General features: G+C 72.1%; 23 protein-coding genes, 2 tRNA genes and 1 riboswitch. Of the genes, 15 read left to right on the plus strand and 10 right to left on the minus strand.

Annotated elements, in window-relative coordinates; all coding sequences use genetic code 11:
• Window positions 1–3: 3 nt before the first annotated feature.
• The 4 genes from ACFY8W_RS20600 to ACFY8W_RS20615 all read left to right on the plus strand — a co-directional run bounded on the left by ACFY8W_RS20600 (window position 4) and on the right by ACFY8W_RS20615 (window position 5,499).
• Window positions 4–2,982, plus strand: coding sequence for a UPF0182 family protein (locus tag ACFY8W_RS20600; protein WP_391107018.1), 2,979 nt, complete (start codon window positions 4–6; stop codon window positions 2,980–2,982).
• A gap of 45 nt (window positions 2,983–3,027) precedes the next feature.
• Window positions 3,028–3,101: transfer RNA gene (locus tag ACFY8W_RS20605), tRNA-Met, on the plus strand.
• Between the two features lie 203 nt (window positions 3,102–3,304).
• Window positions 3,305–5,266, plus strand: a complete 1,962-nt coding sequence (locus ACFY8W_RS20610) for a tetratricopeptide repeat protein (RefSeq protein ID WP_391107021.1) — start codon at window positions 3,305–3,307, stop codon at window positions 5,264–5,266.
• 159 nt (window positions 5,267–5,425) lie between these two features.
• A tRNA-Met gene (locus ACFY8W_RS20615) sits at window positions 5,426–5,499 on the plus strand.
• 107 nt (window positions 5,500–5,606) lie between these two features.
• Here the strand turns inward: ACFY8W_RS20615 and ACFY8W_RS20620 are convergent.
• Window positions 5,607–6,026, minus strand: coding sequence for a Fur family transcriptional regulator (locus ACFY8W_RS20620; protein WP_386870101.1), 420 nt, complete (start codon window positions 6,024–6,026; stop codon window positions 5,607–5,609).
• Window positions 6,027–6,092: 66 nt separating this feature from the next.
• Here ACFY8W_RS20620 and ACFY8W_RS20625 point away from each other — a divergent pair, with 66 nt between their 5' ends.
• Both ACFY8W_RS20625 and ACFY8W_RS20630 read left to right on the plus strand, forming a co-directional pair.
• Window positions 6,093–6,248, plus strand: coding sequence for a hypothetical protein (locus ACFY8W_RS20625; RefSeq protein ID WP_391107024.1), 156 nt, complete (start codon window positions 6,093–6,095; stop codon window positions 6,246–6,248).
• A 276-nt stretch (window positions 6,249–6,524) separates the two neighbouring features.
• The gene (locus ACFY8W_RS20630) at window positions 6,525–7,055 is read left to right on the plus strand and encodes a hypothetical protein (protein WP_391107027.1); all 531 of its coding nucleotides are present in this window, start codon (window positions 6,525–6,527) and stop codon (window positions 7,053–7,055) included.
• A 275-nt stretch (window positions 7,056–7,330) separates the two neighbouring features.
• Here the strand turns inward: ACFY8W_RS20630 and ACFY8W_RS20635 are convergent, their stop codons facing one another.
• Together ACFY8W_RS20635 and hisN are read right to left on the minus strand one after the other, a co-directional pair.
• Entirely contained in the window at window positions 7,331–7,717 is a 387-nt protein-coding gene (locus ACFY8W_RS20635) for a CBS domain-containing protein (RefSeq protein ID WP_391107030.1), read from the minus strand.
• A gap of 190 nt (window positions 7,718–7,907) precedes the next feature.
• Complete coding sequence (hisN, locus tag ACFY8W_RS20640; protein ID WP_391107033.1) at window positions 7,908–8,702, minus strand: histidinol-phosphatase; 795 nt, start codon at window positions 8,700–8,702, stop codon at window positions 7,908–7,910.
• A 106-nt stretch (window positions 8,703–8,808) separates the two neighbouring features.
• Here hisN and ACFY8W_RS20645 point away from each other — a divergent pair, with 106 nt between their 5' ends.
• On the plus strand, window positions 8,809–9,465 hold the full coding sequence (locus ACFY8W_RS20645; RefSeq protein WP_391107036.1) for a TetR family transcriptional regulator: 657 nt from the start codon (window positions 8,809–8,811) through the stop codon (window positions 9,463–9,465).
• On the opposite strand, the gene ACFY8W_RS20650 is transcribed toward ACFY8W_RS20645, so the two are convergent.
• The 4 genes from ACFY8W_RS20650 to ACFY8W_RS20665 form a co-directional block, all read right to left on the minus strand.
• On the minus strand, window positions 9,357–9,680 hold the full coding sequence (locus ACFY8W_RS20650; RefSeq protein ID WP_391107039.1) for an SMR family transporter: 324 nt from the start codon (window positions 9,678–9,680) through the stop codon (window positions 9,357–9,359). The two genes, ACFY8W_RS20645 and ACFY8W_RS20650, sit on opposite strands and share 109 nt — an antisense overlap.
• A 143-nt stretch (window positions 9,681–9,823) precedes the next feature.
• Window positions 9,824–10,834, minus strand: a complete 1,011-nt coding sequence (gene rsgA, locus ACFY8W_RS20655) for a ribosome small subunit-dependent GTPase A (RefSeq protein ID WP_391107042.1) — start codon at window positions 10,832–10,834, stop codon at window positions 9,824–9,826.
• A gap of 3 nt (window positions 10,835–10,837) precedes the next feature.
• Entirely contained in the window at window positions 10,838–12,166 is a 1,329-nt protein-coding gene (gene aroA / locus ACFY8W_RS20660) for a 3-phosphoshikimate 1-carboxyvinyltransferase (RefSeq protein WP_391107045.1), read from the minus strand.
• 20 nt (window positions 12,167–12,186) lie between these two features.
• Window positions 12,187–12,882, minus strand: coding sequence for a M50 family metallopeptidase (locus ACFY8W_RS20665; RefSeq protein WP_391107048.1), 696 nt, complete (start codon window positions 12,880–12,882; stop codon window positions 12,187–12,189).
• 113 nt (window positions 12,883–12,995) lie between these two features.
• Here ACFY8W_RS20665 and ACFY8W_RS20670 point away from each other — a divergent pair, with 113 nt between their 5' ends.
• From ACFY8W_RS20670 to def, 8 genes are all read left to right on the plus strand, one after another.
• Window positions 12,996–13,811 (plus strand): SOS response-associated peptidase family protein, encoded by an 816-nt coding sequence (locus tag ACFY8W_RS20670; protein WP_391107050.1) that lies wholly within the window; start codon window positions 12,996–12,998, stop codon window positions 13,809–13,811.
• Between the two features lie 77 nt (window positions 13,812–13,888).
• Window positions 13,889–14,521 carry an alpha/beta family hydrolase gene (locus ACFY8W_RS20675; protein ID WP_391108237.1) on the plus strand — a complete coding sequence of 211 codons (633 nt, stop codon included), beginning with the start codon at window positions 13,889–13,891 and terminating at the stop codon, window positions 14,519–14,521.
• A gap of 254 nt (window positions 14,522–14,775) precedes the next feature.
• Window positions 14,776–15,432, plus strand: a complete 657-nt coding sequence (locus tag ACFY8W_RS20680) for a sigma-70 family RNA polymerase sigma factor (protein ID WP_384419839.1) — start codon at window positions 14,776–14,778, stop codon at window positions 15,430–15,432.
• Window positions 15,429–15,740 (plus strand): mycothiol system anti-sigma-R factor, encoded by a 312-nt coding sequence (gene rsrA / locus ACFY8W_RS20685; protein WP_391107053.1) that lies wholly within the window; start codon window positions 15,429–15,431, stop codon window positions 15,738–15,740. Before ACFY8W_RS20680 ends, rsrA begins: the two co-directional genes overlap by 4 nt.
• Window positions 15,741–15,885: 145 nt before the next feature.
• Entirely contained in the window at window positions 15,886–17,436 is a 1,551-nt protein-coding gene (locus ACFY8W_RS20690) for an HD domain-containing phosphohydrolase (RefSeq protein WP_391107056.1), read from the plus strand.
• On the plus strand, window positions 17,433–18,680 hold the full coding sequence (locus ACFY8W_RS20695; protein WP_391107059.1) for an HD domain-containing protein: 1,248 nt from the start codon (window positions 17,433–17,435) through the stop codon (window positions 18,678–18,680). Before ACFY8W_RS20690 ends, ACFY8W_RS20695 begins: the two co-directional genes overlap by 4 nt.
• A 79-nt stretch (window positions 18,681–18,759) precedes the next feature.
• Window positions 18,760–19,740 carry a hypothetical protein gene (locus ACFY8W_RS20700; RefSeq protein WP_345485738.1) on the plus strand — a complete coding sequence of 327 codons (981 nt, stop codon included), beginning with the start codon at window positions 18,760–18,762 and terminating at the stop codon, window positions 19,738–19,740.
• Window positions 19,741–19,808: 68 nt separating this feature from the next.
• Window positions 19,809–20,438: a peptide deformylase gene (gene def / locus ACFY8W_RS20705; protein WP_391107063.1), complete on the plus strand. Its 630-nt coding sequence runs from the start codon at window positions 19,809–19,811 to the stop codon at window positions 20,436–20,438.
• 95 nt (window positions 20,439–20,533) lie between these two features.
• Here the strand turns inward: def and ACFY8W_RS20710 are convergent, their stop codons facing one another.
• The 3 genes from ACFY8W_RS20710 to ACFY8W_RS20720 all read right to left on the minus strand — a co-directional run bounded on the left by ACFY8W_RS20710 (window position 20,534) and on the right by ACFY8W_RS20720 (window position 24,722).
• A complete protein-coding gene (locus ACFY8W_RS20710) occupies window positions 20,534–21,490 on the minus strand; it encodes a ribonucleotide-diphosphate reductase subunit beta (RefSeq protein ID WP_391108240.1) in 957 nt (318 codons plus the stop codon).
• Window positions 21,491–21,543: 53 nt separating this feature from the next.
• On the minus strand, window positions 21,544–23,901 hold the full coding sequence (locus tag ACFY8W_RS20715) for a ribonucleoside-diphosphate reductase subunit alpha (protein ID WP_391107066.1): 2,358 nt from the start codon (window positions 23,899–23,901) through the stop codon (window positions 21,544–21,546).
• Window positions 23,902–24,051: 150 nt separating this feature from the next.
• A riboswitch (cobalamin riboswitch) is annotated at window positions 24,052–24,128 on the minus strand.
• An 81-nt stretch (window positions 24,129–24,209) separates the two neighbouring features.
• Window positions 24,210–24,722, minus strand: a complete 513-nt coding sequence (locus ACFY8W_RS20720; RefSeq protein WP_391107068.1) for a GNAT family N-acetyltransferase — start codon at window positions 24,720–24,722, stop codon at window positions 24,210–24,212.
• Between the last annotated feature and the right edge of the window lie 52 nt (window positions 24,723–24,774).

Genomic DNA, 24,774 nt, shown 5'->3' on the forward strand with positions numbered 1-24,774 from the left:
CAGATGCCGGACCGCGGAGGCGGCACAGGTCCTTCCGGGCCAAGGATCAGAGTCGGCCGGCCGTCGCGGCGCGCCCGTACGCTGCTGATGACGCTGGGCGTCCTGGCGGTTCTCGGCATGGCGTTCGTGATGTTCGCCGGGTTCTGGACGGACTGGCTGTGGTTCCGCTCGGTCCACTACTCGTCCGTGTTCACCACCACCCTGTGGACCAAGATCGGGCTGTTCCTGGTCTTCGGTCTGCTGATGGCGCTGGCCGTCGGCCTGAACATCTGGCTGGCCTACCGGCTGCGGCCGCCGCTGAGCGCGATGTCGCTGGAGCAGCAGAGCCTCGACCGGTACCGGATGGGTCTCGCGCCCTTCAAGAAGTGGGTGCTGCTCGCGGTCACGGCCCTGATCGGCCTGATCGCCGGCGCCTCGGCCTCCGGGCAGTGGCGCACCTGGCTGATGTGGGTGAACGGGGTCCAGTTCGGCGAGAAGGACCCGCAGTTCCAGCTCGACGTGGCGTTCTACGCGTTCGACCTGCCCTGGTACCGCTTCCTGCTGGCCTTCGGCTTCGCCGCGGCCGTCCTCTCACTGATCGCCGCCGCCCTCACGCACTACCTGTACGGCGGGCTGCGGATCACCAGCCCGGGCGCCCGCGCGACCGCCGCCGCGACCGGCCACCTCTCGGTGCTGCTCGGCGTGTTCGTCTCCCTGAAGGCCGTGGCGTACTGGCTCGACCGGTACGGCCTGGCGGTGAAGTCCAGCGACTTCAAGGCGACCGGCAACTGGACCGGTCTGCGCTACGTGGACGCCAACGCCTATCTGCCGGCGAAGACGATCCTGTTCTGCATCGCGGTCATCTGCGCGGTGCTGTTCTTCGCGACGCTGTGGCGGCGCACCTGGCAGCTGCCGGTGATCGGCTTCGGACTGATGGTGCTGTCGGCGATCCTGATCGGCGGCCTCTACCCGGCGATCGTGCAGAAGTTCCAGGTCCAGCCGAACGAGCAGGCCAAGGAAGCGCCGTACATCCAGAAGAACATCGACGCGACCCGCAAGGCCTACGCAATCGACTCCACCAAGGCCGAGGACTACTCGGGCAAGTCGACGGTGAAGGCGAAGGACCAGCTGCGCGCCGACGCGGACACGGCGGCCAGCTACCGCCTGATCGACCCGAACGTCGTGTCGCCGACCTTCCAGCAGCTGGAGCAGAAGCGGAAGTACTACCAGTTCCCGCTCACCCTGGACGTGGACCGCTACAACGGCAAGGACACCGTCGTCGGCCTGCGTGAGCTCAACATCAAGGGCATCCCGAAGCGGAACTGGATCAACGACCACTTCACCTACACGCACGGTTACGGCGCCATCATGGCGACCGGCACCCAGACGGACGCCAACGGCTCCCCGGTCTTCACGGAGCAGGGCCTGCCGACCACCGGCATGCTCCCGAAGTACGAGCAGCGCATCTACTACGGCGAGAAGACCGACCAGTACTCGATCGTCGGCGGGCCCCAGAAGGAGCTCGACTACGAGGACAACGGCGAGAAGACCACCAGCTACCAGGGCAACAGCGGGGTCAGCCTCTCCAACACCTTCAACCGGGCGGCGTACGCGGTCGCGTTCAGCGAGCCGCAGATCCTCTACTCGGGGGCCATCGGCGACGGTTCGCGGATCCTCTACAACCGCACTCCCAAGGAGCGGGTCGAGGCCGTCGCGCCGTGGCTGACCATCGACGGCGACGCCTACCCGGCGGTCGTCGACGGCCGGATCCAGTGGATCGTCGACGCCTACACCACGACCAACGGCTACCCGTACGCCTCGCGCACCACGCTGGGCGAGAGCACCGCGGACGCCCTGACGGTCGGCAACCAGCAGCGCGCGGTCGTCGCCCAGCAGAACCAGGTCAACTACATCCGCAACTCGGTGAAGGCCACCGTCGACGCCTACGACGGCACGGTGAACCTCTACCAGTGGGACACCGAGGACCCGGTCCTGAAGACCTGGATGAAGGCCTTCCCGGGCACGGTCAAGGAGCGTTCCGCGATCAAGCCGGACCTGCTCGCGCACCTGCGCTACCCGCAGGACATGTTCAAGGTCCAGCGCGAGCTGCTGACCCGCTACCACGTGCAGGACCCGGCGCAGTTCTACAGCGGCTCGGACGCCTGGCAGGTGCCGGACGACCCGACCAACAAGGACGGCAACGCGGTCCCGCCGTACTACCTGAGCATCAAGATGCCCGGGGACACCTCGCAGCAGTTCTCGCTGACGACGACGTTCACGCCGAACGGGCGGCCCAACCTGGGTGCCTTCATGGCGGTGGACGCCGACGCCAACAGCAAGGAGTACGGCCGGATAAGGCTGTTGTCGGTCACGGAGGACGTGCCGGGACCCGAGCAGGTGCAGAACAAGCTCAACAGCCTGCCGTCGGTGGCGACGTTCGTCCGTGACATGAAGGGCGCCGACTCCGACATCATCTACGGCAACCTGCTGACGGTCCCGCTGGACGGCGGCTTCCTCTACGTGGAGCCGGTGTACGCGCAGGGCCGCAACGCGCAGTACCCGCTGCTGAAGAAGGTCGCGGTGTCCTACGTGGACGCGGACCAGCCGAAGGGCGACACCACCAAGGACACCACGGTGTTCGAGGACAACCTGACGGCCGCGCTGAACGCGGTGTTCGGGGTCAAGGGCGCGGAGCCGCCGGCCACGCAGCCGCCGGGCACCAAGCCGCCGACGCAGCCGACCACGAACGACGCGGCGCTCAAGCAGGCCATCGCGGACGCGCAGAAGGCGTTCGACGACGGCGAGGCGGCGCTGCAGAAGCAGGACTGGGCGGCCTACGGCAAGGCCCAGGAGGCGCTGCAGGACGCGCTCCAGCGCGCCGCGGACGCGGGAGCGAAGCTCCAGACGAGCCCGGGCGGCACGGGCGGTGCCAAGCCCACGCCGCAGGCGAGCGCGAGCCCGTCGGCGACCCCGAGCCCGTCGGCGAGCCCCGGGAGCAGATAGCCGGTCAAGGCTCCACCCCGCGTCGTGATACGGTTGCGTTACCGACGCGGGGTGGAGCAGCTCGGTAGCTCGCTGGGCTCATAACCCAGAGGTCGCAGGTTCAAATCCTGTCCCCGCTACTCAAGACGAGGGCCCGAATCCATAAGGATTCGGGCCCTCGGCGTGTGTCCGGAGGCGTGAGGGGCGCGAAGAGCGGTATGGATGGGGGGAGTTGGAGCGATACGTGTTTGACTTGTCTCTCTGTGGGCATGTCGACAAAACGCTGAAGTGACCTCACTGGCTGCGGTATACCAGGTGTACGCGGGTTGCAGGTGGTGCGACGATGGTATTTATGGGGGACAGGGCAACTCTGTTGGAGACAGGGCGGTTTGTGCAGCGGCATGCCGGAAACGCCGCAGACGAGATCATCGAGGCCGCCGAGGCCGTCGATGCGGCCGTCGACACCACCGCCGAGCAGGAGACCGAGGCCGAGACCGAGGCCCGCCACCGCCTCGCCGCCGAGAAGGGCGACGCTGCGTCCATGAGCGTCCTGGGCGCGCTGCTGCTGCGCCGCGGCGACCTGGACGGCGCCGAGCCGTACCTGCGCGGCGCCACCACGCAGGGAGACCGCGCCGCCGCCAACAACCTGGGCGTCCTGCTGCACCAGCGCGGCTACCCGGACGAGGCCGCCGGCTGGTGGCGGGTCGCCGCCGTCGCCGGCTCCGCGCCGGCCGCCCACGCGCTCGGCCGGCACCACCGGGAGCGCGGCGACGAACCCGCCGCCGAGTACTGGCTGCGCCAGGCCGCCGAACAGGGCCACGCCCTCGGCGCGTACGCCCTCGCCGACCTCCTGGAGCACCGCAGCGACGTCGGCGCCGAGCGCTGGCTGCGCGCCGCCGCCGAGCAGGGCCACCGCGAGGCCGCGTACCGGCTCGCGCTCGCCCTGGAGCGGCGGGCCACCGAGCCGTCCCGCGGGCCCCACGCGTACGACACGGGCACGGGGCTGCGCCCGGGCGCCCGCACCGGCGGGGGCCCGGTGGCCGGCGGCGAGGGACCCCTCGTGGCCGCGGGAGGCGCCCCGGCAGGCGACGCCGACGGCCTCGCCGAGGCCGAGCAGTGGTTCCGGCAGGCCGCCGCGCGCGGTCACCGGCGGGCCGCCCTGCACCTCGGGGCGATCCTGGAGAAGCGAGGCGAGCTCAAGGAGGCCGGCCGCTGGTACCTGAGCTCCGCCAAGGACGGCGAGGCCAAGGCCGCCTGCGCGCTGGGCTTCCTGCTGCGCGACGCGGGCGACGAGGAGAGCGCCGCCGTGTGGTGGCTGCGGGCCGCGCAGGACGGCGACGGCAACGCCGCCAACGCCCTCGGCGCGCTGCACGCCGCCCGCGGCGAGCAGCAGACCGCCGAGCGCTGGTACCGCGCCGCCATGGACGCGGGCGACGTGAACGGCGCCTACAACCTCGGGCTGCTCTGCGCCGCCCAGGAGCGGACCGCGCAGGCCGAGCAGTGGTACCGGCGCGCCGCGTACGCCGGTCACCGCGAGGCGGCCAACGCGCTCGCCGTGCTCCTGCTCCAGGCCGGCGACGCCAACGGCGCCGAGCCGTGGTTCTCCAAGGCCGCCGAGGCCGGCAGCGTGGACGCCGCGTTCAACCTGGGCATCCTCTACGCCGGCCGGGACGACGACCGGACCGCGCTCACCTGGTACGAGCGCGCCGCCGCCGCCGGGCACACCGAGGCCGCCCTCCAGGTCGGCATCGCGCGGCTCCGCGACGGCGACGAGCAGACCGCCGAGCGCCATCTGCGGTGCGCGGCGGGCGGCGGCAGCGCCGAGGCCGCCTACCGGCTGGCCACCCTCCTCGACGCGCGTCGCCCTGCCCCCGGCCCGGCGGTCCTCGGCGCCCCGCGCGAGGAGAAGAGCGAGTGCGAGGAGTGGTACGAGCGGGCCGCCGAGCAGGGCCACCGCCGCGCCCAGGTGCGGGTCGGCATGCTCGCCGCCGGCCGCGGCGACGTGGCGGAGGCCGCCCGCTGGTACCGGGAGGCGGCCGAGGCCGGCTCCCGCAACGGCGCCTTCAACCTGGGCCTGCTGCTCGCCCGCGAGGGCGCGGAGCGGGAGGCGGCCCTGTGGTGGACCCGCGCCGCCCACGCCGGTCACGGCCGGGCCGCGCTGCGCCTCGCGCTGCTCGCGGCCCGGCGCGGGGAGCTCACCGAGGGGCGCCGCTGGTGCGACCGCGCGGTGGAGCTCGGCCCGGCGGAGGTGGCGGAGCGCGCGGCGCGGCTGAGCGAGGCGCTGCACCAGGAGCTGACGGCGTGACCCGCGCCAGGAGCTTGCCGCGTGAACCGCACAGAGCTGACGCCGTGGGCCGGACGCACCGGTTCCACGGCGTGCCCGCGGCGTAACGCGGCTCACATGGTTCACCCGTCTAACTGATTTGCTCTGCTCCGAACGGTCCCGTAAGGTTGGGTTCACCGACGCGGGGTGGAGCAGCTCGGTAGCTCGCTGGGCTCATAACCCAGAGGTCGCAGGTTCAAATCCTGTCCCCGCTACTCAGTAGCACGAAGGCCCGGATCCTCAGGATCCGGGCCTTCGTCGTTCCCGTGTGCGGCTGTACGCGAAAAAGCCCCGCCGCAGGGCGGGGCTCTTCACGGAGACGTCAGGCGGTCGTCGCGCAGCTCGGGCAGATGCCCCGGTACGTGACCTCGACGTCCGAGATCGTGAAGCCGAAGCGCTCGGTGTCGGGCAGGTCGGCCAGCGGGTCGCCCGCCGGGTGGACGTCACGGATCGCACCGCAACGGGCGCAGACCAGGTGCTGGTGCGGCCGGTGCGCGTTCGGGTCGTACCGCTTGGCGCGGCCGTCCGTGGCGACCTCCAGCACCTCGCCGAGCGTGACCATCTCGCCCAGCGTGTTGTAGACGGTCGCCCGCGAGATCTCGGGCAGGCGCTCCACGGCACGGGCGTGGACCTCGTCGGCGGTCAGGTGCACGTGGTCGCCGTCCAGCACCTCGGCCACGACGCGGCGCTGCGCGGTCATCCGCCAGCCGCGGCCGCGCAGTCGTTCCAACAGGTCACTCATGGGAGTCAGGGTAACAGCCGCCGCGGGGGAGTCCCGAATACGTGTGACTTTGGATGAGAGCTCGACTTGGACAAAGTCCACTGCGAACTCGGCCCTGGCCAGCTGGTGCAGCGGGAGGCCGAGACGCTCGAACCGACCGAACTTCAGCTCCTGGTCCTTGCCGTTGCCGCGTTGCTCGTCACCGGCGGGCGGTTCTCGAAGCCGGCCGCCGAGTGGTACTGAGCTGGCCACTGCCATTGTCTGCGCGTGTACGCCATGGAAAGGAAGGTCGAGTGGAACCAGAATTCTCTCCGGCGGCAGTGCCATGCACCGACCTCGCCCCGAGATCGGGTGGCTGTCGTATCTGTGCAGCAATGCCGTCCTACGGCCCAGACGCCGCCGAGCTCCTGACCCGGCGGGCGATCGAGTTCCTCGGTGAGCGCCGGGTTCGTTGACCCGCAGCGTCGCATTGACGCCGCAGCCGCGCTCTGACCCACTCGAACCGATCCAAGGAGAAACATGCGTCTGACCAAGGCCCTCGCCACCGGTGCCGTCGCGCTGAGCGCGCTCGTCACGCTGACGGGCTGCGGGGACGACGGCACGGCCGCCTCCGACGGTCCACTGGACGGCCTGCCGAAGGCGAACACCATGGCTGACGTGCAGAAGGCCATCATCGAGCGCGGAGAGGACTGCAGCCCGCTCGAGAAGAGCCGCGAGGGCAAGACCTACATGAAGGACGAGGCCGAGGACCCCGCCTGGGGCATCAAGGAGCGCGCCGTCTGCTCCGACAAGGGGGGTAACCCCGTCACTGTGCTCCTCATCGGTGACATGACCAAGTTCCAGGAGTCCTTGGCCAAGGACGGCAGCAGCTTCACCATCGGCCAGAACTTCGCGCTCGCCGGCGAGAGCAGCAACTTCGGCGCGACCCTGAACCAGAACGGTCTGCGCACGTTGTCCTGCGACCCGGACGACCGGAAGGACGTGCCCAGCGGCTACGAGATCCATGAGGGCCAGGTCAAGGGCTGCTTCACCACGAACTACGACGCGTAGCCCCTCCCCGCTCCGGCGCCTATGGCACCTTCACGGTGACCGCGCGACCCGTAGAAGGGCCGGCGGGTCGAGAACCCGGCCGGTTTCATCGCGCCAAGGCAACTTCCGCAAGGCGGACGAAGACTTCGGCAAGCGGCTCGACGCCGCGGTCCAGGCCCTGCGTGGCTGAGGGTCGCTGCCGTAGGTGAAGAGGGCCGGACCTCCCGTATCCGTACGGGGGTCCGGCCCTCTCGCACGTCGTGCGTCGGGAGTCGTGCGTCGCTCCCGGTCCGTCGTCAGGCGGCGCTGTGCACCGGGAGCCAGCAGCGGATGATGTCGCGTACGGAGACGATGCCGACCGGCCCGTGGTCGTCGAGCACCACGAGATGGCGGAAGCCGCCGCGGGTCATCGCCTCCGCGGCCTCCTCCAGGGTCCAGGTCGGTGCGGCGAAGACGACGTCCCGGGTGGTGTGGGCGTCGGCGGTCTCGTGGTCGGGATTCCGGTCGGTGCCGAGGGCGTTGAGGATGTCGCGTTCGGTGAGGATGCCGAATCCGCCGGCATCTCCGTCCTGGACGACGGCCGCGCCGACGCGGCGCGCCGACATCAGCCGTGCCGCCTGACGGAGCGTATGGGCCGGGCCGATGGTGAGGATCACGGTGCTCATGGCGTCGCGGACGAGCATGGAGGGGACCACCTCCGATTCGGTGACTTCGAGAACTCTTTCACAAGTTCACAAAGGGGGGAGTCTCAGAGTGACACCGGGAGCGGCGCTCAACAAGGGGGCGCGCGTGGTGCGCGGGGGTGCACACGGGTGCCACCGGCCCGTGGTGGCAGCTCGGCTGACGCCGTGTCGGTTCCGGTACGGCGGCCGCTCAGCCGCCGAGGTAGCTGAGCAGCTCCCCGTGCAGCAGCCCGTTGGAGGCCGCCGCGTTCCCGCTGTGCGGGCCGTGGCGGCCGTCCAGGCCGGTGTACGTGCCGCCGGCCTCCTGGACGACGATCGCGACGGCCGCCATGTCCCACAGCGACAGTTCCGGCTCCGCGCAGATGTCCACCGATCCCTCGGCGACCATCATGTACGGCCAGAAATCGCCGTACGCCCGGGTCCGCCACACCGCGCGGCTGAGGTCGAGGAAGCCGTCGAGCCGGCCGCGCTCCTCCCAGCCGGTCAGGCTGGAGTACGCGAACGAGGCGTCCTCCAGGCGGCCGACCTTCGACACCCCGATCCGGGTGGCCGAGGCCAGGCTGCGGCCGGTGTACGCGCCGAGACCCTTCGCCGCCCACCAGCGGCGGCCGAGGGCGGGCGCCGAGACCACGCCCACCACCGGCTGGAAACCGGTCTCGCCGGCCTCCATCAGCGCGATCAGCGTCGCCCAGACGGGCACTCCGCGCACGTAGTTCTTGGTGCCGTCGATCGGGTCGACCACCCAGCGGCGCGGGCCCGTGCCCTGCACGCCGTACTCCTCGCCGAGGATCGCGTCCCGCGGCCTGGCGCGCTGCAGCTGTCCGCGGATCAGCTCCTCCGCGGCCCGGTCCGCCTCGCTCACCGGCGTCATGTCGGGCTTCGTCTCGACCTTCAGGTCGAGCGCCTGGAACCGGTCCATCGTGGCCGCGTCCGCGGCATCCGCGAGGACATGGGCGAGACGAAGATCGTCGTGGTAATCGGCCATGGTCGAAACTCTATCCCCCGAAGAAGCGTCGGCCCGCGGCGGCCCTTGACAGTGCGTGTCCGTCCGTCAACGCTGAGCGCAGAACCGATCCGGCTGGGAGGCGACGATGCCGACTGCCCGAGAGACCCTGCTCGACACGGCCCTCGCGGCCCTCGCCACGCTGCCCTGGTCCGCCGTGCGGATGGTCGACGTGGCCGCCCGCGCCCGGGTCTCCCGGCAGACCCTCTACAACGAGTTCGGCAGCAAGGAAGGGCTCGCCCGCGCCCTCGTACGGCGCGAGGCCGACCTCTACCTCAGGGGCGTGGAGGCCGCACTCGCCCGGCCGGGGCCGCCCGCGCACCGGCTCGTGGCCGTCGCCGAGTGGACCGTCGCCGCGGCCGCCGCCCGGCCCGTCATGCGCGCCCTGCTCACCGGCGCCTGGGGCGAGCGGCTGCCCGTGCCGCGACCCGCGCGCACCGGGACCCGCGCCGCCGCCGTACCCGAACAGCGGCGGGCCGACGCCGGAGTACCGTCACCGGGCGAACTGCTGCTCCAGGCCAGGGACCGGGCCGCGGCCCTGCTCGCGGAGGAACCCGGGACCGCCGCCCGCGGCTGCGAGCTGACGCTGCGCCTCGCCCTGTCGTACGTGGTCGCCTCGACGGCCGTGCCGCGGGGTCAGTGCGCCGAGCCGGACAGCTGGAGACCGATGACGCCGACGATCACCAGCGTGATCGAGACGATCTTGAGGGTCGACACCACGTCGCCGAGGAAGATCATCCCGTAGATCGCGGTCCCCGCGGCGCCGATCCCGGTCCACACCGCGTACGCCGGCCCCACGTCGAGCTTGCGCAGCGCCAGAGTCAGCAGACCGAAGCTGCCGAGCGCGAAGGCCGCGAAGGCGATGGTCGGCCACAGCCGGGTGAAGCCGTGGGAGAGCTTCAGGCACACCGCGAATCCGGTCTCCAGCAGGCCGGCGACCACCACCAGCAGCCACGCCATCGTCAGTGCCTCCCACGCCCTCGGTGACTGCTTCGTCTTACTTGGTGCGATTATGCACTTACCAGCAGCCGGCGCCCGCAAACGTGAGCGAGACGGGTGAACGCGCCGTCAGCCCCGCGGGCCCGGTCGGCCCCTTCGCCCCGTCAGTCGCCCTCACGACGCTCGCGGGTCGCGAGAAGCCGGCGCAGCGACACCAGCCGGGCCGGGTCCGCGTGACCCTCCGCCACCCACGCGTCGAGCGCGCAGTCCGGCTCGTCGTGGCTGCACGCGCGCGGGCAGTCCTCCGTGCCGGACTCCAGGTCCGGGAAGGCGTGGATGACCCGGGCGGGGTCGACGTGGTGCAGCCCGAAGGACCGCACGCCGGGCGTGTCGATGACCCAGCCGTCCGCCTTGTCCAGCGGCAGCGCGAGCGCCGAGGTCGTGGTGTGCCGGCCGCGGCCCGTCACCGCGTTCACGTGACCGGTGACCCGCCGCCGCTCCTGCGGCACCAGCGCGTTCACCAGAGTCGTCTTGCCCACGCCCGAGTGCCCCACGAACGCGGTCACCCGGCCGCCCAGGTGCTCGCGCACCCGGTCCGCCGCCCCGCCGTCGTACAGCTCCTCGCGGTTCACGACGACGTACGGGATGTCCAGGTCGCCGTACAGCTCCAGCAGCGCCGACGGCGGAGCCAGGTCCGACTTCGTCAGGACCAGGAAGGGCGAGAGCCCGCCGTCGTAGGCCGCCACCAGACAGCGGTCGATCAGCCGCGGGCGCGGCTCGGGGTCGGCGAGCGCGGTCACTATCGCCAGCTGGTCGGCGTTGGCGACGACCACCCGCTCGTACGGGTCGTCGTCGTCGGCGGTCCGGCGCAGCACCGAACTGCGCTCGCCGATCCGCACGATCCGGGCGAGCGTGTCCTTCTCGCCGGACAGGTCGCCCACCAGGGAGACCCGGTCGCCGACCACGGCGGCCTTGCGGCCCAGCTCGCGGGCCTTCATCGCCAGCACGACCCGGTCGTCGACGAGGCAGGTCAGCCGGCCCCGGTCGACGGTGAGGACCATGCCCTCCTCGGCGTCCTCGTGCTTCGGACGGATGCTGGTACGGGGACGGCTGCCCTTGCGGTTGGGCCGCTGGCGGATGTCGTCCTCGTCGGTGTGCTTCCCGTAACGCCGCATGGCTCAGGCTCCGAGCATTTCGGTCCACATCCTCGGGAAGTCGGGCAAGGTCTTCTCGGTCGTCGCCACGTTCTCGATCTCCACGCCCTCGACGGCGAGGCCGATGATCGCGCCCGCGGTCGCCATCCGGTGGTCGTGGTACGTGTGGAAGACGCCGCCGCGCAGCGGGCGCGGGACGATCCGCAGCCCGTCCTCGGTCTCCGTGACGTCGCCGCCGAGACCGTTGATCTCCTTGGTCAGCGCCGCCAGCCGGTCCGTCTCGTGGAGCCGCAGATGGGCGACGCCGCGCAGGGTCGAGGGGGAGTCGGCGAGCGCGGCGACGGCCGCGATGCCCGGGGTCAGCTCGCCGACCTCGCCCAGGTCCACGTCGATGCCGTGGATCCGGCCGGTGCCGGTGAAGGTCAGGCCCCGCTCGGTGAGCTCGCAGGAGCCACCCATCTCGGTGAAGATCTCCCGCAGCGCGTCACCAGGCTGGGTGGTCCGCTCCGGCCAGTCGGGCACGGTGACCCGGCCGCCGGTGACCAGCGCCGCGGCCAGGAACGGCTGGGCGTTCGACAGGTCGGGCTCCACCACCAGGTCGCGGCCGAGCAGCGCCGACGGCGCCACCCGCCACACGTCGGGGCGGCCGCCGTGCTCGGGCTCGTCGACCTGGGCGCCGACCGCACGCAGCATGTCTACGGTCATCCGGATGTGCGGCAGCGAGGGCAGCCGGCCGCCGACGTGCCGTACCTCCACGCCGTGGTTGAAGCGGGCCCCCGAGAGCAGCAGGGCGCTGACGAACTGGGACGACGAGGAGGCGTCGATCTCCACGACACCGCCCTCCAGACCGCCGGCCCCGTGCACGGTCATCGGCAGCGCGCCGCGCCCGTCGTCGTCGATGCGTGCGCCCAGCGCGCGCAGGGCGTCGATCACGCCGTGCAGCGGGCGCTCGTGGGAGCGCGGGTCGCCGTCGAAACGGACCGCGCCGTCGGCCAGGGCCGCGACCGGCGGCAGGAAGCGCATGACCGTGCCCGCGTTGCCGACGTCCACGGTCGCCGGGCCGCGCAGCCCGGCCGGGATGACCCGCCAGGCCTCGCCCGTGCCGTCCGGGCCCACGCCTTCCTCGATCTTGACGCCGAGGGTGCGCAGGGCCTCCGCCATGAGCACGGTGTCGCGCGAGCGCAGCGGGCGGCGCACCCAGCCCGGCTCGGCGGCCAGGGCGGCGAGCACCAGGGCCCGGTTGGTGACCGACTTCGATCCGGGCACGGTGACGGTGGCGTCGACGGCGCCGCCCGCATGAGGGGCGGGCCAGAGGCCGGTAAGGGGATCGGTGGACGCGGAGCTTTCGGTCATGCCCTCACTTTACGGGGGAGTCACGACGCCAGGAGCCAGCGGAAGCCGCCGATCAGGGCGCTCAGGGAGACCGCATGGAAGAAGAACAGCCACAGCGCGGCAGGCACGTGGGTGAGCCGGGAGAGCTGGTCGGCGTCGGAGTCCCCGGCGCCGCCGTGCCGCCGTTTGGCCTGGAGTTCGAACGCCGGACGGACCCCGCCGAGCAGCAGGAACCACACCACCGCGTAGGCGAACACGCCCTGGACGTCCGGGCCGGCCAGCCAGGACACCAGGAGGAACAGGGCCCCCGTCACCAGGACGGTGAAGATCCCGTACGCGTTGCGCACCATCACCAGGAGCGCGAGGAGCAGGGCCGTGGCCAGCCAGAGCAGCAGCGTCACGTGGTGCGAGGCGAGCAGCGCGGCGCCGCCGAGGCCGAGCAGCGGGGCCGCGGTGTAGCCCGCGGCGGCCGTCAGGATCATGCCGATGCCGGTGGGCCGGCCGCGCGAGACGGTGAGCCCGCTGGTGTCGGAGTGCAGCCGGATCGACTGGAGGCGGCGGCCGGTGACGAGCGCGACCAGACCGTGGCCGCCCTCGTGGGCGATGGTGATCGCGTTCCTGGACAGCCGCCATATGGGGCGGGGCACGACCGCCGCGAGGGCGGCGACCGCCGTGGCGACCACGATCCACGTCGCGGGCGCGGGCTGGGTGCCGAGGAGGTCGAGTTCAGGGCTCATTTTGCGGACGGGCTCCTCGGTGGGAAGGGACGTCGGGGAAAGGGGCCGGTGCGTCGCACCGTCGTCTCGGGGTGGCGGTCGGGTGACGGGTGTGACGTGGCAGTGTGGCACTCATGTGCGGACGGTATGCGGCGAGCAGGCGACCCGAGGACCTGGTGGACGCCTTCGGGGTCGAGAAGTGGGAGCCGGAGGAGACCCTGGCGCCCGACTGGAACGTGGCCCCGACCAAGGAGGTCTACGCGATCCTGGAGCGTCCTCTGAAAGACGCGGAATCGCGGCGGCCGGTTCGCCAGATGCGGGTCCTGAAGTGGGGGCTCGTGCCGTCCTGGGCGAAGAACCCGGAGGGCGCCGCCCGGATGATCAACGCCCGCGCGGAGACCGTGCACGAGAAGCCCTCCTTCAAGAAGGCCTTCGCGGCCCGCCGCTGCATCCTGCCCGCCGACGGGTATTACGAGTGGGTGACCGCGGCCGACGAGCGGGAGCTGGAGGTCGAGGGCAGGAAGAAGCGCCCCCGCAAGCAGCCGTACTTCGTGACCCCCGCCGACGGCTCGGTCTTCGCCATGGCCGGGCTCTACGAGTTCTGGCGGGACCGCACCCTGCCCGACGACCACCCGCAGGCCTGGTGGGTGACCTGCTCGGTGGTCACCACCGAGGCCGAGACCGGCCCGCTGGGCGTGGCCCCGGCCGAGGGGCCGGGCTCGCTGGCCGACATCCATCCCCGGATGCCGCTGATGCTGACCCCCGACCGCTGGGACGCCTGGCTCGACCCGTCCCGCACCGGCCTCGACGAGCTGCGCTCGCTGCTCGCCCCGCCGACGGAGGGCCTGATGCGCGCCTACCCGGTGGCGACCGCCGTCAGCAACGTACGCAACAACGGGCCCGAGCTACTGACGGAGCTGGAGGGCCCGGAGGTGGCGACGCTCTTCTGACGGGCGGGAAACGCCCTGAGGCCCCGGCTCCGATCCGCCGGACCGGCCGCGGGCCGGGGCAGGATGGGCGGGTGACCGTGACGAAGAGCGAGACCGTTCCGACCGACGCCGGGGACGCCCGGATCACCTGGCACGCCGCGAAGAAGCCGTGGACCGTGCTTGCCGTGAGCCATGGCGCGGGCGGCGGCATCGAGGCCCGCGACCTGCGGGCGCTGGCCGCGGCGCTGCCCGCCGAGGGCGTGACCGTGGCCCTGGTCGAGCAGCCCTGGCGGGTCGCGGGCAAGAAGGTCGCGCCCGCGCCGAAGACCCTGGACACCGGGTGGCGCGGTCTGTGGCCCGCGCTCGCCGCGCCCGGCCTGCCGGTGATCGCCGGCGGGCGCAGCGCGGGCGCCCGGGTCGCCTGCCGCACGGCCGCCGAGCTCGGCGCGAGCGCCGTCCTCGCGCTGAGCTTCCCGCTCCACCCGCCGGGCAGGCCGGAGAAGTCCCGAGGTGACGAACTGGGCGGCTCCGGCGTGCCGACCCTCGTCGTCCAGGGCGGCAACGACCCGTTCGGGAAGCCCGCCGAGTTCCCGCCCGGCGACCACACGCTCGTCGAGGTCCCGTACGGCGACCACGGCTTCGCCGTGCCCAAGCGGGCCCCGATCACGCAGGACGAGGCCCTGGACATGATCGTCCGCGAGGTCGCGGGGTGGATCGCGTCACTTCGCTGACCGTCCGGCCGCACCGGGAATGTGGAGTGCGGGACCACTGTTGTGACGGACGTCGGTACAGGAGAGCAAGGAAAGAGGGAGTCCGTCGCATGGGTTCGACCATCTGCCCGCAGCGCCCGCAGGCCGCTGACCTGGACTGGACGGTACTGCCTGCGCCCAAGGGCACGCCTATTCGGGCGGCGGACGGAGCGGTTCCTCGTCTATCCTCCGAAGCGAGCGGGTCCGCGTTCGGGTTCGCCGCAGCGCTGGAGGAGGTGGGTCCGGTCACTGGGACCGACACAGGGACCGACGAAGGCCCCGAGGAGACGACCGAGGAGCGCAACGCGCGCTTCGAGCGGGACGCCCTCGGCTACCTCGACCAGATGTACTCGGCCGCGCTGCGCATGACGCGCAACCCCGCGGACGCCGAGGACCTGGTGCAGGAGACCTACGCGAAGGCGTACGGCTCCTTCCACCAGTTCCGCGAGGGCACGAACCTGAAGGCGTGGCTGTACCGCATCCTCACGAACACCTTCATCAACTCGTACCGCAAGAAGCAGCGTGAGCCCCAGCGCTCGGCCGCCGAGGAGATCGAGGACTGGCAGCTCGCCCGCGCCGAGTCGCACATGTCGACCGGACTGCGGTCCGCGGAGTCCCAGGCCCTCGACCACCTGCCGGACTCCGACGTGAAGGAAGCGCTGCAGGCGATCCCCGAGGAGTTCCGCATCGCCGTCTATCTCGCCGATGTCGAGGGCTTTGCGTACAAGGAGATCGCGGACATCATGGGTACACCCATCGGTACGGTGATGTCCCGACTGCACCGGGGCCGCCGCCAGCTGCGCGGCATGCTCGAGGACTACGCCCGCGACCGCGGGCTGGTTCCCGCGGGCGCCGGTGAGTCGTCGCACGATCTGAAAGGCTCGGGCTCATGAGCTGCGGAGACCCGCACGAGACGGACTGCTCAGAGGTCCTGGACCATCTCTACGAGTTCCTCGACCGAGAGATGCCCGACGGTGAATGCACCAAGTTCGAGGTGCACTTCGAGGAGTGCTCCCCGTGCCTGGAGAAGTACGGCCTCGAACAGGCCGTGAAGAAGCTGGTCAAGCGCTGCTGCGGCAGTGACGACGTGCCGGTCGACCTGCGCGCCAAGGTGATGGGCCGGATCGAGCTGATCCGCTCGGGACACCTGGTGCCCGAACAGGACGTGGCCGCACCCTCCCCGACCCCGCAGGAGCAGTAGCCGCAGCACGCGAACCGGGAGCCGGGCGAGCACCTCGCCCGGCTCCCGGTCTGTCTATAGGCCCATCGGCTTGTATCACCCGATGGTGCGAATCGCCCGCGCCCGGCCGCTCCCCGGAGCCCAACTCGCTAGCGTGGCGGGCGTGATGGTGGTCCCGCGAACGGCACGCGTGTTCATCGGCTGTGCCCTGCTGGCCGCCGCCGCGGCCGCCCTGCCCGCCTTACGCCCCGGCACGCCCTGGCAGACGGTGCTGCTGCTCGCGGCCCTCCACCCGGTCTGCGAACTGCCCGCCCGCTGCCGGCTCACCAGCCGGATCCTCGGCGGCGGCCCCGACGGCGAGCGCGGTCCCGCGCCGCTCGGCACGGGCTCCTTCTTCCCCGTCCTGCTCGCCGCCGCGCTGCTGCTGCCGCCCGCCGCCGCCGCGCTCACCGCCCTGCCCGGGGCCCTGCTCGCCCGCGTGGAGCGCCCGCCCTTCGCCCTGCGCCGGGCGTGGCGTGCCGCCCAGCTCGTCCTCGCCGTCTGGGCCGCCGCCCGCACCGGCCAGGCCCTGCGCTGCCCCGACGCGCTCGGTCTCGGACCGCACACCCCCGACTTCCCCTACGTCCTGCTCCCGGCCGGAGCCACGACCCTCACCTTCTGCCTCGTCCTCACCGCCCTCGACGGCGGCATCCGCGCCACCGCCGAGCAGTTCCCGCTGCGCACCGCGTGGCGCGGGCTGTTCGGCCGCGCGCTCGCCCCGCACACCGTGCACGGCCTGGCAGGCCTGATGATGGCCGTCCTCTGGCGCAGCAGCTACGGCCCGCCGGCCGCCCTCTTCGTCCTGCTGCCCATGTACATCTCCTGCTGGGGCTTCGCCCAGTACCACCGGGAACGCGCCGCCCACCAGGCCACCATCCGGGCCCTCGTCCAGGCCGTCGACATCAAGGACCGCTACACCCGCGGCCACAGCGAGCGCGTCGGCCACGCCTCCGTCCTCATCGCCCGAGAGCTCGGCATGGACGAACCCCGCCTGGAGGTCGTCCGCTTCGCCGGCATCCTCCACGACGTCGGCAAGCTCGGCGTCCCCACCCGCGTCCTGCGCAAGGACGGCCCGCTCACCCCCGACGAGCGCCGGGTCATCGAACTCCACCCCGAGTACGGGCACGAGATGGTCCGCGGCATCGGCTTCCTCGGCGAGGCCCGCACGGCGATCCTCCACCACCACGAACGCATGGACGGCTCCGGCTACCCGTACGGCCTCAAGGGCCACCAGATCCCCGAGTACGCGCGCGTGGTGGCCGTCGCCGACGCCTTCGACGCCATGACCTCCACCCGCTCCTACAGCCGCGCCCGCCCCGTCGCGACGGCCCTGACCGAGCTGCAGCGCTGCGCGGGCACCCAGTTCGACCCCCGCATGGTCGACGCCCTCGCCCGCGCGCTGCACCAGCACGGCTGGCAGACGGAGGTCACGGCGGACGAGCCCGCCGTCCCGGCCCCGCGAGAACCGCGGGCGCCGACGGCCGGAAGGGATCCGGGGCCGGAGTGTGGCAGGGAGGCGTCCGGCCGTGGCGGCGTCCTGAACGAGCGGAGCGATGCGGAGGTCGCGGACCGGACGCCGCCCTCCGCCGCGGAGGTCGCGGACCGGACGCCTCCCTCCGCCGCGGAGGCCCCGGGCCCCGCGGACCGGCGGGGCCACTCCGATCGGCGGCCGGCATGAAGACCGCCCGCACCACCACCACGGCAGTTCACGGTGCCGCCCTCCTGCTCACCCTCACCGCGCTCGGCTTCACCCTCTGGCACGGCCTGGACGAGCCCGCCAACGCCCTGGCCTTCGGCGTCCTCATCGCCTTCGGCGAGCTGGCCCGCTGGGGCGCCCAGCCCGGCGAGCGGGAACCGGCCCCGCTCGCCACCGCCGGAGCCCTCGCGTACGCCCTGCTGGGCCAGAACGCCGGCGAGGCCACCACCCACGGCGTCCTCCAGACCGTCGCCGTGGCCGTCGCGGCCGGCCTCGTCGGCACCGTCCCGCACCTGGCCCGCGGACGTGATCCCGACCTCGACCACCTGGCCCGCCGCGTCCTCACCGTCGCCTTCACCGCCGCCTGCTTCCAGCCCCTCTACAACGCGGGCGCCGTCACCGCCCACCTCGGCCAGGGCCCCGCGCACGCCCTCTTCCTGCTCCTGCTGCTGCTCCTCACCGCACTGTGCGACGCCGTCCTCGCCGCCCTGCTGCACCGCGCCCGCAACGGCCACCCCTACGGGCCGCTGCTCCGCGACGAGCTGCGCGCCCTGCCCGGCATCGGCTCCGCCGTGTGCGCCACCGGCGCCGTCATGGCCCTCGCGGTGGCCGTCGCCGGACTGTGGGCGCTGCCCGTCTTCGCCGTACCGCTGCTGCTCACCCAGGTCTCCTTCCGGCGGTACGCGGCCGTGCGCACCACCAGTCGGCAGACCATCGCCTCGCTCGCCCGCGCCACCGAGATCGCCGGCTGCACCCCGCCCGGCCACGCCCACCGGGTGGCCGCGCTCAGCCGGGCCGTGGGCCGGGAGCTCGGGCTCTCCGGGCCCGAGCTGACCGTCCTGGAGTCCGCGGCGCTGATGCACGACATCGGACAGCTCTCCCTGGTCGACCCGGTGGCCGGCGGCGCCACCGCCCCGCTGCCCGCCGAGGAGCAGCGCAGGATCGCGCTGCTCGGCGCCGCCGTGGTGCGGCAGACCGGGGTCCCCGAGGCCGTCGCCCGGATCGTCGAGCGGCAGGCCGACCCGTACGTCGAGCAGCCGCTCCCGGCCCGGATCGTGCGGGCCGTCAACGCCTACGACGACCTCGCCGCGGGCAGCCCGGGCGGCGGCCTGGGCGCCCTGGAACGGCTCCGGCTCGGCACCGCGCACGACTACCACCCCGACGTCGTGGAATCCCTCGCCCGCGTTCTCGCGCGGGGCGGCGTCACCCCAGCTCCTCCGGGGTAACCCATGGGTAATGAGCGCGTGTCCGACCGGGCATGGTTGGATGCGAACAAGAGGGTGAAGCGACCGGCAGGCGGGAATCGTGAGGATCTTCGGGAAGGTACGGCATCGGCCCTCCGCCTCGTGGCGGCAGGCCACCGACCGCGCGTTCACGCTGATCGGCGACGGCCGGTACGAGGACGCGGGCGCGCTGCTCACGCGCGCGGCGGACCTGGAGCCCTGGCTGTCCGAGTCCTGGTTCAACCTGGCCCTGCTCCACAAGTTCCGGCACGACTGGGAGCAGGCCCGCGCCGCGGGGCTGCGCGCCGTCGCCCTGCTCGACAAGGAGACCGGCGCCCCCGACTGGTGGAACGTGGGCATCGCCGCCACCGCCCTGCAGGACTGGCCGCTGGCCCGCCGCGCCTGGCAGGCCTACGGGCTCAAGGTCCCGGGAGCCGCCTCGGGCACCGGCGAGCCGGCCGGCATGGAGCTGGGCAGCGCGGCCGTGCGGCTCTCCCCGGAGGGCGAGGCCGAGGTCGTGTGGGGCCGTCGCCTGGACCCGGCGCGCATCGAGGTCCTCTCCATCCCGCTCCCGTCCTCGGGCCGCCGCTGGGGCGAGGTCGTGCTGCACGACGGCGTCCCGAACGGCGAGCGCACCACCAGCGCCGGCCCCTCCTACCCCGTCTTCGACGAGATCGAGCTGTGGGCGCCCTCGCCCGTCCCCACCTGGGTGGTCCTCCTGGAGGCCGCCACCGAGGCCGACCGCGACGCCCTGGAGCAGCTCGCCGCCGACGCGGGCTTCGCAGCCGAGGACTGGTCGTCCTCCGTCCGGCTGCTCTGCCGCGCCTGCTCCGAGTCGACGATGCCCAGCGCCGAGGGCGAGGGCGAGCACCTGGACCCGCACGACCACAGCGAGCCCGGCCACCCCGGCCCGCTGGGCCACCGCTCGCCCGGCGAGCTGTGGGTCCCGGAGCGCGAGTGCGGCATCGCGGCGCCCGCCGGGCTGGTCCGCGGGCTGCTCGACGGCTGGGTCGCGGACAGCCCGGACAGCCGCGAGTGGCGCGATCTGGAAGAGGTCTGCTGAGCCGGGTGGGCTCGGGCCCGTAGGCTGTCCTCCGACGGAATCGGGTTTTCAGAAGGGCGCGGCCGGACATGGCGCAGCAGGAGACGGACGAGCAGATCAACGACGGCTTCGTCGTGGACACGGAGGACTGCGAGGAGCGCGAGCTCGCCCACCGCGAGCGGGGCACCTCGCGCCCGATCACGGTCGTCGGCAACCCCGTGCTCCACCGCGAGTGCAAGGACGTCACCGAGTTCGACGACGAGCTCGGCCGGCTCATCGACGACATGTTCGCCAGCCAGCGGACCGCCGAGGGCGTCGGCCTGGCCGCGAACCAGATCGGCGTGGACCTGAAGGTCTTCGTCTACGACTGCATGGACGACGAGGGCGTCCGGCACGTCGGCGCCGTCTGCAACCCGGTCCTGGTGGACCTGCCGGCCGACCGCCGCCACCTCGACGACTCCAACGAGGGCTGCCTCTCGGTGCCGACCGCGTACGCCTCGCTGGCCCGCCCGGACTACGCCGAGGTGCACGGCCAGGACGCGCAGGGCAACCCCATCAAGGTGCGGGGCACCGGCTACTTCGCCCGCTGCCTGCAGCACGAGACGGACCACCTGTACGGCTTCCTGTACATCGACAAGCTGTCGAAGCGGGACCGCAAGGACGCCCTGCGCCAGATGGAAGAGGGCACCCCGCGCTACCCGGTCGTCCCGAACGACTGACGTTCCCGTACGTACGGACGCGGGTGCGCACGTACGCCGAAGGGCCCCGCTCCCCCCGTGGCAGCGGGGCCCTTCCTCGTGGGCCGGAGCGGGGACTAGAAGTCCTCGTCCAGGTCCACCGAGCCCTCGACCGCCACCTGGTACGCGGACGGCCGGCGCTCGAAGAAGTTGGTCAGCTCCTGGACGCCCTGGAGCTCCATGAACGCGAACGGGTTCTCCGAGCCGTACACCGGGGCGAAGCCCAGGCGGGTGAGCCGCTGGTCGGCGACGCACTGGAGGTACTCGCGCATCGACTCGGTGTTCATGCCCGGCAGGCCGTCACCGCACAGGTCCCGGCCGAACTGGAGCTCCGCCTCGACGGCCTCCTTCAGCATGTCGGTGACCTGCTGCTGGAGCTCGTCGTCGAAGAGCTCGGGCTCCTCCTTGCGGACGGTGTCCACGACCTCGAAGGCGAAGTTCATGTGCATCGTCTCGTCGCGGAACACCCAGTTGGTGCCGGTGGCCAGGCCGTGCAGCAGACCGCGGGACCGGAACCAGTACACGTAGGCGAAGGCACCGTAGAAGAACAGACCCTCGATGCACGCGGCGAAGCAGATCAGGTTCAGCAGGAAGCGGCGGCGGTCGGCCTTCGTCTCCAGACGGTCGATCTTCTCGACCGAGTCCATCCACTTGAAGCAGAACTGCGCCTTCTCGCGGATGGAGGGGATGTTCTCGACGGCGGCGAACGCGGCGGCGCGGTCGTCCGGGTCGGGCAGGTAGGTGTCGAGCAGCGTCAGGTAGAACTGGACGTGCACGGCCTCCTCGAAGAGCTGGCGCGACAGGTACAGGCGCGCCTCCGGGGAGTTGATGTGCTTGTACAGCGTCAGGACCAGGTTGTTCGCCACGATCGAGTCGCCGGTCGCGAAGAACGCGACCAGACGGCCGATCATGTGCTGCTCGCCCGGGGACAGCTTCGCGAGGTCGGCGACGTCCGAGTGGAGGTCGACCTCCTCCACGGTCCACGTGTTCTTGATCGCGTCGCGGTAGCGCTCGTAGAAGTCCGGGTAGCGCATCGGACGCAGGGTCAGCTCGAAGCCCGGGTCGAGCAGGTTGTTGTTACGGCTGGTCACTGGCAGGCCTCGCAGGACTCGGGGTTCTCAAGGGAGCAGGCGACGGCGTCGGCGTCGGGCGTCGCCTGCTGGACGGGGATGGTCGTGGCCTGGGCGGCGCGGGCGATCCGGGTCGCCGGGCGGGAGCGCAGGTAGTACGTGGTCTTCAGGCCCTGCTTCCAGGCGTACGCGTACATCGACGACAGCTTGCCGATGGTCGGCGTCTCCATGAACAGGTTCAGGGACTGCGACTGGTCGAGGAACGGGGTGCGGGCGGCGGCCATGTCGATCAGGCCGCGCTGCGGGATCTCCCAGGCCGTGCGGTACAGCTCGCGCACCTCGGCCGGCACCCAGCCGAAGCCGGCCACCGAGCCGTTGGAGTCGCGCAGCGCCTCGCGGGTCTGCGCGTCCCACACGCCGAGCTCCTTCAGCTCGTCGACCAGGTACGAGTTGACCTGGAGGAACTCCCCGGACAGCGTCTCGCGCTTGAAGAGGTTGGAGACCTGCGGCTCGATGCACTCGTAGACGCCGGCGATCGAAGCGATCGTCGCGGTCGGCGCGATCGCGAGCAGCAGGCTGTTGCGCAGGCCGACGGCGGCGATCCGCTCGCGCAGCGCGGCCCAGCGCTCCGGCCAGTTCAGCTCCACGTCGTAGTGGTCGGGGTGCAGCACGCCGCGGGCGGTGCGGGTCTGCTCCCAGGCGGGCAGCGGGCCGCCGCGCTCGGCGAGGTCGGCGGAGGCCTCGTACGCGGCGAGCATGATCCGCTCGGCGATCCGGGTGGACAGCGCGCGGGCCTCGGCCGAGTCGAAGGGCAGCTTCAGCTTGAAGAAGACGTCCTGGAGGCCCATGGCGCCCAGGCCCACCGGACGCCACTTGGAGTTGGAGCGGCCGGCCTGCTCGGTCGGGTAGAAGTTGATGTCGACGACGCGGTCGAGGAAGGTGACCGCGGTGCGGACGGTCGCGTCGAGCCGCTCCCAGTCGAGGTCGCCGGAGGCCGTGTCGACGAAGGCGCCGAGGTTGACCGAGCCGAGGTTGCAGACGGCGGTCTCGTCGTCGTTGGTGACCTCGATGATCTCGGTGCAGAGGTTCGAGGAGTGGACGACCGTGCCGGGCAGGGCGGTCTGGTTGGCGGTCCGGTTGGAGGCGTCCTTGAAGGTCATCCAGCCGTTGCCGGTCTGCGCGAGGGTGCGCATCATCCGGCCGTAGAGGTCACGGGCCGGCATGGTCTTGCGGGCCAGGCCCGCCGCCTCGGCCTTGCGGTAGGCGGCGTCGAACTCCTCGCCGTACAGGTCGACGAGCTCGGGCACGTCGGCCGGGGAGAACAGCGACCACTCGGCGTCCGCGTTGACCCGGCGCATGAACTCGTCCGGGATCCAGTGCGCCAGGTTGAGGTTGTGCGTACGGCGGGCGTCCTCGCCGGTGTTGTCGCGGAGCTCAAGGAACTCCTCGATGTCCGCGTGCCAGGTCTCCAGGTAGACCGCGGCGGCGCCCTTGCGGCGGCCGCCCTGGTTCACGGCGGCGACGGAGGCGTCCAGCGTCTTCAGGAACGGGACGATGCCGTTGGAGTGGCCGTTGGTGCCGCGGATCAGCGAACCACGGGCGCGGATGCGGGAGTACGACAGGCCGATGCCGCCGGCGTGCTTCGACAGGCGCGCGACCTGGTGGTAGCGGTCGTAGATGGAGTCCAGCTCGTCCTGCGGGGAGTCCAGCAGGTAGCAGGAGGACATCTGGGGGTGGCGGGTGCCGGAGTTGAACAGGGTGGGGGAGGAGGGCAGGTAGTCGAGCCGGCTCATCAGGCCGTACAGCGCCGCCACTTCGTCCAGCGCTCGCGCGGAGTCGTCCTCGGCCAGGCCGGAGGCGACGCGCAGCATGAAGTGCTGCGGGGTCTCGATGACCTTGCGGGTGATCGGGTGACGCAGCAGGTAGCGCGAGTAGAGGGTGCGCAGACCGAAGTAGCCGAAGCGGTCGTCGGCGGCCGGGTCGATGGTCGCGTCCAGCCGGGCGGCGTGCGCGGCGACGAACTCGGCGGTGCGGTCGGCGATCAGGCCCTCGCGGTGGCCGACGGCGACGGAGGCGGAGAAGGACACCGCGCCCTGGCCGGCCGCCTCGTCGGCGATGGTGATCGTCAGCAGCCGGGCGGCGAGCCGGGAGTACGCCGGGTCCTCGGCGATGAGTCCGGCCGCGGCCTCCGTGGCCAGTTCGCGCAGCTCCGCCTCGTCCGAGCCGGGGTGCCGGCCGCGGAGCGCGGCGGCGGCGACCTTGCCGGGGTCGGTGTCCGGGAGGTCGGCGGTGAGATCGGTCAGGGTGCGCAACAGCGCGGTCCCGGGGCCGTCGTTCTCGATCGCTGCGGCCGGATCGGCGGGCGCGATGGTCACGTGGGGGCTCTCCCTCGCTCGGCTCGGGGCCAGGGCGGGGAGGCGGGAACGGGCGGCCGTACGCACGGCGGCGCCGCGTCCACCGGCCCACTCCGCGAGGCCCGGACGTCTGTGGCACCCGGAACGGACGGACCGGGTGCGCCGTCGGCAGGTCCTCGGACTCACGTCACACGAAAACGCACGAAGCACACCGTTGCGGGACAGTTCCGGATTTCCACCGGATTCCCCTGCGGCGACAGCGAGGATGAGCATACATGTGGGGGGCGCCTCTGTAGGCACCCCCCACATGTTGTGTGTCGTTTGCGCCCTTACAACTCCAGCGTGTAGCAGAGCAGGGTGAATTCGGGCCGGTCAGGGATGGGGCTCCAGTCCCGTTCCGGGGCGCGGTGGAAGCCCAGGCGCTCGTAGATGCGGTGCGCGGTGCGCATCTCGGGCTGGGTGGACAGGACGATCCGCACACAGCCCGGGACGGCCCGCGCCCGGTCCGCGCAGGCCCGGACGAGAGCTTCGCCGATACCGCGGCCGCGCGCCGAGTGGTCGACGGCCAGCATGCGGATCTCGGTCTCGCCGGTGGTGGCGCGGTCGCCCATCACTCCGGGAGCCGGGACGAAGGTCACACCGCCCAGGACGGTGCCGGCCGTCTCGTCGACGGCCACGAGCACGTCGGCCACCTCGGCCCGCCCGGCCACGTTCTTCAGATGGCCGAAGTACCAGTCGTCCTCGCCGTGGATGAGGAACCCGTCGGCGAGGTAGACGCGCCCGGTGATCTCGCCGAGGGCCTCGTACTCCTCCGGCCGTACCTCTCTGATCATGAAGTCCATGGCACAGTCTCCCCCTTGGACGGCTCCGCCCGCCGGCCGGGGTCCCGGTCGG

Source organism: Streptomyces sp. NPDC012637, assembly GCF_042954805.1.
In the GTDB taxonomy this organism is placed as follows: Bacteria; Actinomycetota; Actinomycetes; order Streptomycetales; family Streptomycetaceae; genus Streptomyces.

Coding starts and splice junctions, on each gene's coding strand:
- aroA (WP_391107045.1), bottom strand. CDS start 12,166: ATGACCGAAAGCTCCGCGTCCACCGATCCCCTTACCGGCCTCTGGCCC.
- hisN (WP_391107033.1), bottom strand. CDS start 8,702: ATGGCCGATTACCACGACGATCTTCGTCTCGCCCATGTCCTCGCGGAT.
- ACFY8W_RS20620 (WP_386870101.1), bottom strand. CDS start 6,026: ATGAGTGACCTGTTGGAACGACTGCGCGGCCGCGGCTGGCGGATGACC.
- ACFY8W_RS20650 (WP_391107039.1), bottom strand. CDS start 9,680: ATGGCGTGGCTGCTGGTGGTGGTCGCCGGCCTGCTGGAGACCGGATTC.
- ACFY8W_RS20635 (WP_391107030.1), bottom strand. CDS start 7,717: ATGCTCGTCCGCGACGCCATGAGCACCGTGATCCTCACCATCGGCCCG.
- ACFY8W_RS20610 (WP_391107021.1), top strand. CDS start 3,305: ATGGTATTTATGGGGGACAGGGCAACTCTGTTGGAGACAGGGCGGTTT.
- ACFY8W_RS20600 (WP_391107018.1), top strand. CDS start 4: ATGCCGGACCGCGGAGGCGGCACAGGTCCTTCCGGGCCAAGGATCAGA.
- ACFY8W_RS20710 (WP_391108240.1), bottom strand. CDS start 21,490: ATGCGCTACCCGGACTTCTACGAGCGCTACCGCGACGCGATCAAGAAC.
- rsgA (WP_391107042.1), bottom strand. CDS start 10,834: ATGCGGCGTTACGGGAAGCACACCGACGAGGACGACATCCGCCAGCGG.
- ACFY8W_RS20670 (WP_391107050.1), top strand. CDS start 12,996: ATGTGCGGACGGTATGCGGCGAGCAGGCGACCCGAGGACCTGGTGGAC.
- ACFY8W_RS20695 (WP_391107059.1), top strand. CDS start 17,433: ATGAAGACCGCCCGCACCACCACCACGGCAGTTCACGGTGCCGCCCTC.
- ACFY8W_RS20690 (WP_391107056.1), top strand. CDS start 15,886: ATGGTGGTCCCGCGAACGGCACGCGTGTTCATCGGCTGTGCCCTGCTG.
- def (WP_391107063.1), top strand. CDS start 19,809: ATGGCGCAGCAGGAGACGGACGAGCAGATCAACGACGGCTTCGTCGTG.
- ACFY8W_RS20630 (WP_391107027.1), top strand. CDS start 6,525: ATGCGTCTGACCAAGGCCCTCGCCACCGGTGCCGTCGCGCTGAGCGCG.
- ACFY8W_RS20665 (WP_391107048.1), bottom strand. CDS start 12,882: ATGAGCCCTGAACTCGACCTCCTCGGCACCCAGCCCGCGCCCGCGACG.
- ACFY8W_RS20645 (WP_391107036.1), top strand. CDS start 8,809: ATGCCGACTGCCCGAGAGACCCTGCTCGACACGGCCCTCGCGGCCCTC.
- rsrA (WP_391107053.1), top strand. CDS start 15,429: ATGAGCTGCGGAGACCCGCACGAGACGGACTGCTCAGAGGTCCTGGAC.
- ACFY8W_RS20720 (WP_391107068.1), bottom strand. CDS start 24,722: ATGGACTTCATGATCAGAGAGGTACGGCCGGAGGAGTACGAGGCCCTC.